Here is a 12303-nt window from a genome sequence, read left to right on the forward strand (position 1 = left end):
CAGCACCAGGTCAGCACGGGCCGGCTTGGGCTCACTCGCTCTGGAGCGAGCCCAAGCCACTGACCCGCATATTTGTCACTCGTGGATGCGTCTGTCAACGGAAGCCTCGCGCAGTTCATGGACGTCTGCTTCCGCTGCCGCGCGGTGGGCGGCGAGGCGCGGGTGAACGACGACGAGTCGCTGGACGTTGCGCTGGTTCCCGCTCGACGCGCTGCCGGACCTGCGGGACTTCTCGCTCACCCGGATCAAGCAGGCGCTCGGCGAGGGGCCGACGTGGTTCGAACCCATCCCGGGGGAGTGAACAGTGTGCCGGGCCCCCATCGGCCGGGGCGCGGCGTCCGTCTAGTCTGCGCCTCATGAACGCGCCCCCCGCGCCCGGCCACACCCCGGGCTCCGCTCCCCGGCCCGCCGACACCGGACTCTCCGGCCGTACCGCAGTCGTCACCGGCGCCGCCGGGGGCATCGGACGCGCGTGCACCCTGCGGCTGGCGGCCGCCGGGGCACGGGTACGGGCGGTCGACCGGGACGCCGAGGGCCTGGCCGACCTGGTCGCCCTCGCCGGGCGTACGGCCCGCCCACCGGGCACCGTCGAGGCGTGCGCCCTGGACCTGACCGACCTCGACGCGGCCGAACGGGTCGCCGAGGGCGCCGACATCCTGGTCAACAACGCGGGGATGCAGTGCGTCCGCCCGATCGAGGACTTCCCGCCGGAGGCCTTCTCCCGGATGCTCACGGTGATGCTGGAGGCCCCGTTCCGGATGGTGCGCGGCGCGCTGCCGGGGATGTACGAGCGGGGCTGGGGGCGGATCGTGAACATCTCCTCCGTGCACGGGCTGCGCGCCTCCCCGTACAAGGCCGCGTATGTGGCGGCCAAACACGGGCTGGAGGGGTTCTCCAAGACCACCGCCCTGGAGGGCGCGCCCCACGGGGTGACGTCCAACTGCGTCAGCCCCGGCTATGTGCGCACCCCACTGGTCGAGCGTCAGATCGCCGACCAGGCCGCGGCGCACGGCATCTCCCCGGAGCGCGTCGTCTCCGAGGTGCTGCTGGCCGACGCGGCGGTCAAGCGGCTGGTCGAGCCGGAGGAGGTGGCGGAGGCCGTGGCCTATCTGTGCGGTCCGCACTCCTCGTTCATCACCGGTGCCTCGCTCACCATGGACGGCGGATGGACGGCCCACTGAACGGTCGCCCGGCGGACCGCCCACCGGGCCGCGCCGCGTCCGGCGGGAGCGCGCCGGTGCCCCCGCCCGGCGATCCCCCGGAGACCCCGTACCTGGAACTGCTCGCGCGCGGCGCGCCCGCCGAGGCGTACGAGCGCCCCGGCCTGCTCGCGCGCGCCGAGAAGGCCCCGGCCGAGCGGCTGGCCGCCCTGGAGCGCGCCAAGCTGCTCGCCCTGCGGGTACGCGGCGAGCTGGAGGGGCGCAGGCGCCGCGAGGCCGAGCTGTCCGCGCTCTTCGAGACCGCCCACGACCTCGCCGGGCTGCGCGACCTGGACGCGGTCCTCCAGGCCATCGTGCAGCGCGCCCGCTCGCTCCTGGGAACCGAGGTCGCGTATCTGACCCTCAACGACCTGAGCGCCGGTGACACCTGCATGAGGGTCACCGACGGCTCGGTCTCGGCGCGCTTCCAGCAACTGCGGCTCGGCATGGGGGAGGGGCTCGGCGGGCTCGTCGCCCAGACCGCGCGCCCCTATGTGACCGACAGTTACTTCGACGACCCCCGGTTCCAGCACACCCGGACCATCGACGCGGGCGTCCGGGACGAGGGCCTGGTCGCCATCCTCGGGGTGCCGCTGCTGCTGGGCAGCAACGTCATCGGGGTGCTGTTCGCGGCCGACCGCCGGGTCCGCGTCTTCGAGCGCGAACAGATCGCCCTGCTCGCCTCCTTCGCCGCGCACGCGGCCGTCGCGATCGATACGGCCAATCTGCTGGCCGAGACGCGGACGGCGCTGGCCGAACTGGAGGCCGCCAACGAGATCATCCGGGACCGCAGCGGGGTCATCGAGCGCGCCTCCGAGGTCCACGACCGGCTCGCCGAACTGGTGCTGCGCGGCGGCGGGGTGCACGATGTCGCCGCCGCGGTGGCCGAGGTGCTGAGCGGATCGGTGGAGTTCCTGGAGGCGGACCAGGCGCCCCCGGACGCCCTCGACCGGTCGCGCGCCGACGGCCACGCCGTACGCCACGGCGAGGACTGGATCGCGGCCGTCTCCGCGGGCGGTGAACTCCTCGGCGCGCTCGTCCTGCACGGCCACCCCCGGCTCGACCCCCTGGACCAGCGCACCCTGGAGCGCGCCGCCATGGTCACCTCGCTGCTGCAGCTCGCCCGCCGCTCGGCGGGCGAGGCCGAACAGCGGGTGCGCGGCGAGCTGCTGGACGATCTGCTCGACGCACCCGACCGGGAGCCGCGGCTGCTGCGGGAGCGCGCCGCGCGGCTGCGGGCGGACCTGGACGCGCCCCATGTCGTCCTCGCCGCGGGCATCGACGCGCCCCGCGCCGAGCCCGCCGCCGAGCCCGCCCCCGCCGCCGAGGACGCCGCCGACCGGCAGCGCCTGTGGTCCGCCGCGTCCCATCTGGCCGCCACCCGGCAGGGGCTCGCCGCGGCGCGCGACGGCGGCACGGTGCTGCTGCTGCCGCTCGCCGAGGGCGACAGCGCCGACGCCCTCGCCCGCCGCGCCGCCCGGCAGCTGGGCACCGCCGTGCACGCGCCCGTCACCGTCGGCGCCTCGGCGCCCGTCGCCGCGCCCGCCGCACGCCCCGCCGAGGTCGCCGCCTCGTACGCCGAGGCCCGGCGCTGCCTGGCCGCGCTGCGGGCGGTGGGGCGGGCCGGTGAGGGGGCCGCCGCCGAGGACTTCGGCTTCCTCGGCCTGCTGCTGGCCGGTACGCGGGACGGTGCCCCGGACGGCACCCGGGTGCGGGAGTTCGTCACGCGCACCATCGGGGCGGTCGTGGAGTACGACGCGCGGCGCGGCACCGGGCTGGTCCGCACGCTCGACGCGTACTTCGCCAGCGGGATGAGCCCGGCGCGCACCAAGGACGAGCTGCACGTGCACGTGAACACGGTGGCGCAGCGGCTGGAGCGGGTGGGGCGGCTGCTCGGCGACGACTGGCAATCGCCCGCGCGGTCGCTGGAGATCCAGCTGGCACTGCGGCTGCACCGCCTGACGGCCGGGGCCGCGGACGGGGAACGCTGAGCCGGGCGGGCTCTCCTGACGGCCCGCCCGACGCGTTCCTAGGCCGAGGCCGAACGGGACGCCTCCGACGCCGCCCGGGGCTCATCCGGGGCGCCCGGGCGGATGGCGGACAGGTCGCGGTCGCGGGTCTCCTTCGCCGCGCCGACCGCCACCACCGTCAGCAGCGCCGCCGCGATGACGTACAGGGCGATGGGGGTGGCGCTGCCGTAGTCGGCGAGCAGCGCGGTAGCGATCAGCGGGGCGGGTGCTCCGGCCGCTACCGAGGAGAACTGGGCGCCGATCGAGGCACCCGAGTACCGCATCCGCGTCGCGAACATCTCCGAGAAGAAGGCCGCCTGCGGCGCGTACATCGCACCGTGGAAGACCAGTCCGACCGTGACCGCGAGGAGCAGCGGCCCGAAGCCCTTCGTGTCGATGAGGGCGAAGAAGGGGAACGCCCACGCGCCGACGCCCACCGCGCCCAGCAGGTAGACCGGGCGGCGGCCGATACGGTCCGAGAGCGCGCCCCAGGCCGGGATCGTCGCGAAGTGCACGGCGGAGGCGATGAGCACGGCGTTCAGCGCGGTCTGCTTGCCGAGGCCGACCTGGTCGGAGGTGGCGTAGACGAGGACGAAGGCCGTGAGCACGTAGTAGCTGATGTTCTCGGCCATCCTGGCGCCCATCGCGACCAGGACGTCCCGCCAGTGGTGGCGCAGGACGGCCACCAGCGGCATCTTCTCCGCCTGGTCGCCGGTGGTCTTCCGGGCCTCTGCCTGGGCCAGCGCGGTCTTGAAGACCGGTGATTCATCGACAGAGAGACGAATCCACAAGCCGACCAGCACGAGCACACCCGAGAGCAGGAACGGCACCCGCCACCCCCAGGACTCGAAGGCGGACTCGGAGAGCAGACCGGTCAGCGCGGACAGCACCCCGGTGGCCAGCAACTGCCCGGCGGGGGCGCCGGTCTGCGGCCAGGACGCCCAGAATCCGCGCCGCCGCGCGTCCCCGTGCTCGGACACCAGCAGCACCGCCCCGCCCCATTCGCCGCCGAGCGCGAAGCCCTGCACCAGCCGCAGTGCGGTGAGCAGGACGGGCGCGGCGGACCCGACGGTGGCGTGGGTCGGCAGCAGCCCGATCGCACAGGTCGCCCCGCCCATCAGCAGCAGGCTCAGGATCAGCAGCTTCTTCCGGCCGAGCCGGTCGCCGTAGTGCCCGAACACCAGGGCGCCGATCGGCCGGGCGGCGAAGCCGACCGCGTACGTCAGGAACGACAGCAGGGTGCCGACGAGCGGGTCGGAGCCGGGGAAGAACAGCTTGTTGAAGACGAGCGCGGCGGCCGACCCGTACAGGAAGAAGTCGTACCACTCGATGGTCGTGCCGATGAGGCTCGCCGCGACGACGCGGCGCAGCGATCCGGGGCTGGTCGGGGGAGCGGGGGCCGGGGTAGCCATGGTTACCACTTCCGAGCGGGTGCGGGGACGGGATTCGTGTGCCACACCGTAGAAATGCGCATGTCAGCTCGGATATGTACGGGGACTACACACTTCCGGCGTCCATCGAGGGCGCCGCACCCATGCGGACGGGAGCACGGAGACGGGCCCGGGGGAGGCGATGTCCCCGGGCCCGTGCGCGCCGCTTCAGACCTTGCGGTAGTCGTACGCCTCCGCGGCGGCCCCCGCGACCGTGTCCACGTCCGCTCCGGTGGACGCGGTGACCACGGCCGCCACCGCGCCTTCCACCAGCGGCGCGTCCACCAGCCGGGAGCCCTCCGGCAGCTCGTCCTCCTCGGCCAGCAGCGCCTTGACGGTCAGTACGGCGCTGCCGAGGTCGACCAGTATGGCCACCCCGGCGCCCTGGTCGACCGCGTGCGCCGCGTCGCGTATCAGCTCCTCGCTGGTGCCGAACCCGCCGTCCGGGGTGCCGCCCGCGGCGCGTACGGGCGCGGTGCCGCCGCCCGCCAGCGCGGTGGCCAGCCGGGCGACCGACTCGGCGACCTCCCCGCTGTGCGACACGACCACGACCCCGACCAGCTTCTCGCCGCTGTCCTCGGTGATGCTGCCCTCGGTCATCGGACGGCCTCCGCCAGCGCCGCGACGATCAGCGCGGACGAGGTGGCACCGGGGTCCTGGTGGCCGACGCTGCGCTCGCCCAGATAGCTGGCCCGGCCCTTGCGGGCCAGCATCGGCACGGTGGCCAGCGCGCCCTTGTCGGCGGCCTCGCCCGCCGAGGTGAACGACGCGGTGTCGCCGCCCAGCGCATCGATCGCCGGGAGCAGCGCGTCCAGCATGGTCTTGTCGCCCGGCGCGGCGCCGCCGAGCTGGGCCACCGCCTCCACCCCGGCCCGCAGCGCGTCCGCCAGCTGCTGGGGCGTGACCTCGGCCGCGTCCCCCAGTGCCTTGCCCGCACGCCGCAGCAGCGTCCCGTACAGCGGCCCGGAGGCGCCGCCCACCTTGGAGATCAGCTGGCGTCCGGCCAGGATGAGCGCGGCGCCGGGCGATCCCGGCGGCTCCTTGTCCAGCGCGTCGGTCACGGCCGCGAAACCGCGCTGCATATTGGTGCCGTGGTCGGCGTCGCCGATCGCGGAGTCCAGCTCGGTCAGCCGGGCCGCCTCGCGGTGGACGGACTCGGCCGCGGCGGTGAGCCAGCGTTGGAAGAAAGAGGTGTCGAGCACGTGTTCGACTGCGGGTTCACTGCTGGACACAGACGCCTCCTCAGGACGGTAACCGACGGCGACAGCGTACGTATCGGGCCAGGTGGCGGAATGGTCCGGGTCAGCAGCCCCAGCGCAGCCCGGCGGTCCGTACGGGCGCGTCCCACAGCCGCAGCAGGTCCTCGTCGACCTGGCACAGCGTGACCGAGGCGCCCGCCATGTCGAGTGATGTCACGTAGTTGCCGACGAGCGTACGTGCCACCGCCACGCGGCGCTCGCCGAGCACCCGGTGCACCTCGGCCGCGAAGCCGTACAGCTCCAGCTGCGGGGTCGCGCCCATTCCGTTGACGAGGACGAGCACCGGACTGTCCGGGCGCAGGTCCTCGAGCACCGCGTCCACCGCGTAGTCGGCGATCTCGCGCGAGGTCATCATGGCCCGCCGCTCCCGCCCCGGCTCGCCGTGGATGCCCACGCCCAACTCCAGCTCCCCGGCGGGCAGATCGAAGGTGGGGCCGCCCTTGCCGGGCGTCGAGCAGGGCGAGAGCGCCACGCCGAAGCTGCGCGAGGACGCGTTGACCCGGCGGGCGATCGCCTCCACCCGCTCCAGCGGCGCCCCTTCCTCGGCCGCCGCACCGGCGATCTTCTCCACGAACAGCGTCGCGCCGGTGCCGCGGCGGCCCGCCGTGTGGGTGCTGTCGGACACCGCCACATCGTCGTCGACGAGCACTCGGGCGACCTGGATGCCCTCGTCCTCGGCCAGTTCGGCCGCCATGTCGAAGTTGAGCACGTCGCCGGTGTAGTTCTTGACGACGAACAGCACGCCCTTGCCGCTGTCCACGGCGGCCGCCGCGCGCACCATCTGGTCGGGCACGGGGGAGGTGAAGACCTCGCCGGGGCAGGCCGCGTCGAGCATGCCGGGCCCCACGAACCCGCCGTGCAGCGGCTCGTGGCCGGAGCCGCCGCCGGAGATCAGGGCCACCTTGTCGGGCACCGGCGCGTCCCGCCGGACGATGACCCGGTTCTCGACATCCACGGTCAGTTCGGGATGGGAGGCGGCCAGTCCGCGCAGTGCGTCGGCGACCACGGTTTCGGCCACGTTGATGAGCATCTTCATGGGAGTGTTCGTCCTCCACCGGAAGGGGGCTGTGCACCGCTGCAACAGCGTACGGATCCGATGCGGTGATGGCACCCCTGGAGCGCTGAGCCGAACAGCCTAATAAGCCGAAAAAGGTACATAGGCATCATATGGTGCGCGCATGGAGAACACTGCCGCACCGGCGGCCGCCACCGCGCGCCCGCGCCCGCATCCACCCCGGCCGCCGCGCCACCGGCGCCGCGCGCCGTGGCTCGCGGTGGTCGCCGTCGGCTATGCGGCGGTCCAGCTCGCCGTGGTCGTGCCGCATGTCGGGCACGCGCTGGGCTGGGACGAGTCCGTGTACGTCTCCCAGGTGGACCCGCGCACCCCGTCCGCGTACTTCAGCGCACCGCGCTCCCGCGGCATCAGCATGCTGGTCTCCCCGGTGGTGGCCGCCACGTCCTCGATTACGGTGCTCCGGCTCCTCCTTACGGTGCTTTCCGCGGGCGCGCTCTACGCCGCCTTCCGCGTATGGAACAGGTTGCTGCCGCGCGGCCCGGTGGCGCTCGCCGCGCTGCTCTTCGCCGGGCTGTGGATCACCACGATCAGCGGTCCGGCGGTGATGCCCAACCTCTGGGTCGCGCTCGGCGCGGTGGCCGCCGTCGGCTGGTTCCTGCGGTTGCCCGCCGAGCGCCATGCCCGGTGGTGGCTCGCCGCCGTCATCGCCGGTGTCACGCTGGTGCGCACCCCTGACGGCGGCTGGCTGGCCCTTCCGCTGCTGGCCGTCGCCCTGCGGGTACGGGCCTGGCGGCCCGCCCTGCCGCCGCTGGCGGGCGGGCTGCTGCTCGGCGCCGCGCAGTGGATCGGCGAGGCCTACGACCGGTTCGGCGGCGTCGGCGGGCGGCTGGACGTCTCCAGCGAGGTCGAGGGCGGCATGGGCCTCCACTTCGCCGTGGGCGCCGCGCTGCGCAGCCTCAACGGGCCGCAGCTGTGCCGCCCGTGCGAGGTGGGGCTGAGCCATCCGGAGCTGACGCTGTGGTGGCTGTCGCTGCCGATGCTGACCCTGACCGCCGTCACCCTCGCCCTGCGGGACCGTCACGAACGGCGGACCCGCATGCGCGTCGGGCTCGGGCGGCCGCACGTACCGCAGGATCCCGGGGTGCCGGTCACCGTGCTGCCCATCGTCTGCGCGGGCTCCCTCGCCGTCCCGTACCTGCTGCTCATCGACTATTCCGCGCCGCGCTTCCTGATGCCCTCCTACGCCCTGCTCGCGCTGCCCATCGCCGCGCTCGGCTTCCGCGCCGTACGCGTCGCGCGCTCGCCGCGCCACATGGCCACCGCGCTCGGGATCGTCGTCCTGCTCCACCTGGGCAGTCAGCTCGCCGTCCTCACCCACACCTCGGCGGTGTCCGAGAAGACCACCGGGCGTTACCGCACCGCCGCCGACGGGCTGAAGCGGCTGGGACTGCGGCCGCCGTGTCTGGTGGCCGGTGACCGCGCCCTGCCCGTCGCGTACCACGCGGGCTGCGCCTCCGCCCAGACCAGCGGGAACAACCGCTCCACCAGCGTGTCCGGGCTGCTGCGGCGGGCCGGACACGAGCCCACCGCGCTGCTCGTCCGGCGCGACGGCGGCGCCCGGCCGCCCTCGTACGCCCGCACCTGGATCGGGTTTCCGCTGGCGGGGACGGCTTGGAGCGCCTTTCTGCCGCCGGACCAGGCGCGCCAGGTGGCCTCGCGCGGCGCGGGGGAGCCCCTGCCGTCCCGGGAATCCGGACAGGAGACGTCGGGTAATGCCGCGAGCATGGGCGCCATGACGACGCATCCGATCACCAGTTGGGCCGGATTCCACGCGGCGGAGCCCGGCTTCGCCACGGCCGCGCAGGAGCGCTTCGAGGGATACCGCACCCATGTCCTGGCCACCGTGCGCCAGGACGGCTCGCCGCGGCTGACACCTCTGGAGGTCACGTTCCGCTTCGGGGAGCTGTGGCTCGGCATGATGCCCGACTCGCGCAAGGCCGTCGACCTGCGGCGCGACCGGCGCTTCTCGGTCCAGGCCAACCCGGGCCCCGACACCGGTACCCCCGGCGGCGATGTCCGGGTCAGCGGCCGGGCCGTCGAGGTGACCGACCCGGAGTCGCTGGCCCGCTTCGCCGCCGAGGTCCATCCGCCCGAGCCGTTCCACCTCTTCCGCGCCGAGGTGACCGAGGTCGTGCACACCGCGGTCGAGGGATCCGACCTGGTGCTGCGGACCTGGCGCCCGGGCCATCCCGTACAGGTCGTCCGGCGCGGCACGGACGACAGCCCGCCCCGGGTGGACGAGGAGAGCTGACCCCGCCGTCCGTTGGTCCATGGCCCTTCCGAATTTTTGGAACGCGTTCTACCGTGCCCCTCGATCCCAGGACGCTCCCAGCCGCCGCCGTGGCGCACGCGAGACTCCAGGAGGGGCCGTGGACCTCGAATACACCCCTGAACAGCGGCAGTTACGAGCCGAGCTGCGCACCTACTTCGCGGAGCTGGTCCCCGACGACGCCTACGCCCGCTACGCGGACCCCGCCGGACAGAAGCGGTTCTACCGCGAGACCATCCGCCGCCTCGGCACCGACGGCTGGCTCGGCGTGGGCTGGCCCCGGGAGTACGGCGGGCGGGGGCTGGGTCCGGTCGAGCAGTTCATCTTCTTCGACGAGGCCGCCCAGGCTGGCGTACCGCTGCCGCTCATGGCCCTCAACACGGTCGGCCCCACGCTCATGCGCTACGGCACCGACGAGCAGAAGCGGTACTTCCTGCCGCGGATCCTCTCCGGCGAGATCGACTTCGCGATCGGCTACAGCGAACCCGACGCCGGGACCGACCTCGCCGCCCTCACGACCCGCGCCGTACGCGACGGCGACGACTACGTGGTGAACGGCCAGAAGACCTGGACCACCAACGGCGACACCGCCGACTGGGTCTGGCTCGCCGTCCGCACCGACCCCGACGCGCGGCCCCACCACGGCATCAGCATCCTGCTCGTACCGACGACCGACCCCGGCTACTCCTGCACCGTCATCACCACCCTCGCCTCCCACGACACCACCGCCAGCTACTACGAGGACATCCGGGTCCCCGCGAGCCGCCGGGTCGGCGCCGAGAACGAGGGCTGGCGGATGATCACCACCCAGCTCAACTACGAACGCGTCACCCTCGCCGCCCACGGCACCATGGCCATCCGCGCCCTGCGCGGCGTCCGCCAGTGGGCCGCCGACACCAAGCTCCCGGACGGCCGCCGGGTCATCGACCTGGCCTGGGTCCGCGCCCGGCTGGCCCGCACCCACGCCCGGCTGGACGCCATGAAGGTGCTCAACTGGCAGATGGTGGACGCCCTCCAGCGCGACAACCTCACCCCGCACGACGCCTCCGCCGTCAAGGTCTACGGCTCCGAGGCCCGCCGCGACGCCTACGCCTGGCTCATGGAGATCGTCGGCGCCGCGGGCCCCCTCAAGGAGGGCTCGGCGGGCGCGGTCCTCCACGGCGAGCTGGAACGCGGCTACCGCAGCAGCGTCGTCTTCACCTTCGGCGGCGGCAACAACGAGATCCAGCGGGAGATCATCTCCTGGATCGGCCTGGGCATGCCACGGGTGCGCCGCTGACCCGAGCTGTTTTACGCGCGGCGGGCGGGGTCCGGCTTGGCCTTGCGGGCGTGGCGGGCCGCCTTGTACGTCTCGGGCAGGAAGCGGTGCCGGGCCGCCGTGCGCCGGGTGGCCCGATCGCCGCCGATGGCCTGAGCCCGGCCGGACATCAGGGCGTCGAAGCCCTGGCGGGCGACCTGGACGCGGCTGTTCTTCTTCGTACCGGGGCCGAAGGCGGTGTCGTTCATGCCCGCGCGGGCGTGGAAGTCGCTGTCGGTGGCGCCGGGAAGCAGGGTGGTGACGCTCACGCCGTGGTCCTTGAGTTCCTCGCGCAGGCCCAGGGCGAACATGCGGGTGAAGGCCCGGGAGGGTCCGTAGACGGTCTCGTACGGAGTCGGCAGGGTGGCCGAGAGCGAGGACGTGATCAGGATTCGTCCGTCGCGGTGGACGGCCATGTGGCGGGCCACGTGCTTGGCGAGGTGGACCACGGAGGTGACGTTGAGGCTGATCAGGCTCAGCTCGTCGGCCAGATCGGTGTCGAGGAAGGCGCCACCGATGCTGCGCCCGGCGTTGAGGACGGCCACCGCCAGGGGACGGCCGGTGTCCTCGACCGCCTGCCACACGGATTCGACACCATCGTGCTGGGCCAGGTCGGCCTGGACGGGGAGGACCTGGGCGCCGTGTTGTGCGAAGTCGGCCACCACTTCGTGGATCTTGTCGCTGCGGCCGGTGGCCACGAGGTCGTGGCCGTTTCGGGCGAACAGCAGGGCCAGTTCGTAGCCGATTCCTGCCGAGGCGCCGGTGACCAGTGCCAGCGGCCGGCGGGAGGGGGCGGTGCTCACGGTGTGCTCCTGTGGGGTGTGGTCTTGGTCTGTTCAGCTGCCCGGTCGCGCGGCGCGGCGTCGGCGTTCCAACTGCTCAGCAGCTGCCACGCGTCCTGTGACGACTGGTCCCCCGCGGGCAGGTAGAGGAAGAGGGTCTGGTCTTCCTCGCCGGGCAGGGTGAACGCCTGGTAGTCGATGGTCAGCGGGCCGACGACCGGATGCCGGAAGCGCTTCTGGCCGAAGGTGCGGTCCAGGACCTTGTGGTCGGCCCACCAGTGGCGGAAGTGCTCGCTCTTCATCGCCAGTTCGCCGACCAGTTCCGCGGTGCGGGTGTCCTCGGGGTGGCGTCCGGCGTCCAGCCGCAGGATCGCCGTCATCTCCGAGGCGATCTTCTCCCAGTCCACGTACAGGTGCCGGGCGACTTCGTCCAGCAGGATCCAGCGGGTGAGGTTGCGCTCCCGGTAGGGCATGGCGTCGAAGTCGGCCAGCAGTACCCGGCACAGGTGGTTGGTGGCCAGGATGTCGCCCCGCCGCCCGAGGACGAAGCCGGCGTGGTCGGTGAAGGAGTCCAGGAACCGGCGCAGGCCGGGGCGGGCCTTCTGTACGACGGGCGGGCTGCGCCGGGTCTTGTTCGTCTGTGGTCGTATGAGGTCGAAGAGGTGGGCTCGTTCGGCGTCGTCCAGCCGCAGCGCGGCCGCGACCGCTTCCAGGACGGGCGGGGAGGGGCTGATCTGCCTGCCCTGTTCCAGGCGCGTGTAGTAGTCGGTGCTCACCCCGGCCAGCTGCGCGACTTCCTCGCGCCGCAGGCCGGGGACCCGCCGGTAGGCGCCGCGCTCGGGCAGTCCCACCGATTCCGGGCTGATCCGGGCACGGCAGCGGCGTAGGAATTCACTGAGATCCACGTTGCGTGCCATGACTCCATGCTGCCGCGCCTTCGCCCGTCCGGCATGGCCCGAAGGTAGGTCTGTGCGTCCTAGGAA

10 protein-coding genes and 1 pseudogene are annotated in these 12303 nt (G+C 73.3%); 5 read left to right on the forward strand and 6 right to left on the reverse strand.

The window, feature by feature from the left end; genetic code table 11:
• Nucleotides 1–96: 96 nt before the first annotated feature.
• The 3 genes and pseudogenes from ACZ6CL_RS14990 to ACZ6CL_RS15000 all read left to right on the forward strand — a co-directional run.
• Nucleotides 97–301: pseudogene (locus tag ACZ6CL_RS14990) on the forward strand (NUDIX hydrolase); the annotation flags it as partial.
• A 55-nt stretch (nt 302–356) separates the two neighbouring features.
• On the forward strand, nt 357–1181 hold the full coding sequence (locus ACZ6CL_RS14995; protein WP_468935904.1) for a 3-hydroxybutyrate dehydrogenase: 825 nt from the start codon (nt 357–359) through the stop codon (nt 1179–1181).
• Nucleotides 1166–3190: a helix-turn-helix domain-containing protein gene (locus ACZ6CL_RS15000; RefSeq protein ID WP_468935907.1), complete on the forward strand. Its 2025-nt coding sequence runs from the start codon at nt 1166–1168 to the stop codon at nt 3188–3190. Before ACZ6CL_RS14995 ends, ACZ6CL_RS15000 begins: the two co-directional genes overlap by 16 nt.
• A gap of 38 nt (nt 3191–3228) precedes the next feature.
• On the opposite strand, the gene ACZ6CL_RS15005 is transcribed toward ACZ6CL_RS15000, so the two are convergent.
• The 4 genes from ACZ6CL_RS15005 to dhaK all read right to left on the reverse strand — a co-directional run bounded on the left by ACZ6CL_RS15005 (nt 3229) and on the right by dhaK (nt 6933).
• Entirely contained in the window at nt 3229–4620 is a 1392-nt protein-coding gene (locus tag ACZ6CL_RS15005) for an MFS transporter (protein WP_468935910.1), read from the reverse strand.
• Nucleotides 4621–4806: 186 nt separating this feature from the next.
• Nucleotides 4807–5238, reverse strand: coding sequence for a PTS-dependent dihydroxyacetone kinase phosphotransferase subunit DhaM (locus ACZ6CL_RS15010; RefSeq protein WP_468935913.1), 432 nt, complete (start codon nt 5236–5238; stop codon nt 4807–4809).
• Nucleotides 5235–5870: a dihydroxyacetone kinase subunit DhaL gene (dhaL, locus tag ACZ6CL_RS15015; protein WP_468935915.1), complete on the reverse strand. Its 636-nt coding sequence runs from the start codon at nt 5868–5870 to the stop codon at nt 5235–5237. The genes ACZ6CL_RS15010 and dhaL overlap by 4 nt, the downstream gene beginning before the upstream one ends.
• Before the next feature lie 70 nt (nt 5871–5940).
• Nucleotides 5941–6933, reverse strand: coding sequence for a dihydroxyacetone kinase subunit DhaK (dhaK, locus tag ACZ6CL_RS15020; protein ID WP_468935918.1), 993 nt, complete (start codon nt 6931–6933; stop codon nt 5941–5943).
• A 142-nt stretch (nt 6934–7075) separates the two neighbouring features.
• On the opposite strand from dhaK, the gene ACZ6CL_RS15025 reads away from it, so the two are divergent.
• Both ACZ6CL_RS15025 and ACZ6CL_RS15030 read left to right on the forward strand, forming a co-directional pair.
• Nucleotides 7076–9223: a pyridoxamine 5'-phosphate oxidase family protein gene (locus ACZ6CL_RS15025; RefSeq protein WP_468935921.1), complete on the forward strand. Its 2148-nt coding sequence runs from the start codon at nt 7076–7078 to the stop codon at nt 9221–9223.
• A gap of 118 nt (nt 9224–9341) precedes the next feature.
• Complete coding sequence (locus tag ACZ6CL_RS15030; protein ID WP_468935923.1) at nt 9342–10520, forward strand: acyl-CoA dehydrogenase family protein; 1179 nt, start codon at nt 9342–9344, stop codon at nt 10518–10520.
• Nucleotides 10521–10531: 11 nt separating this feature from the next.
• On the opposite strand, the gene ACZ6CL_RS15035 is transcribed toward ACZ6CL_RS15030, so the two are convergent.
• A complete protein-coding gene (locus ACZ6CL_RS15035) occupies nt 10532–11341 on the reverse strand; it encodes an SDR family NAD(P)-dependent oxidoreductase (RefSeq protein WP_468935926.1) in 810 nt (269 codons plus the stop codon).
• On the reverse strand, nt 11338–12237 hold the full coding sequence (locus ACZ6CL_RS15040) for a helix-turn-helix transcriptional regulator (protein ID WP_468935928.1): 900 nt from the start codon (nt 12235–12237) through the stop codon (nt 11338–11340). Before ACZ6CL_RS15040 ends, ACZ6CL_RS15035 begins: the two co-directional genes overlap by 4 nt.
• Between the last annotated feature and the right edge of the window lie 66 nt (nt 12238–12303).

This window comes from Streptomyces sp. NPDC041200 (assembly GCF_055591805.1).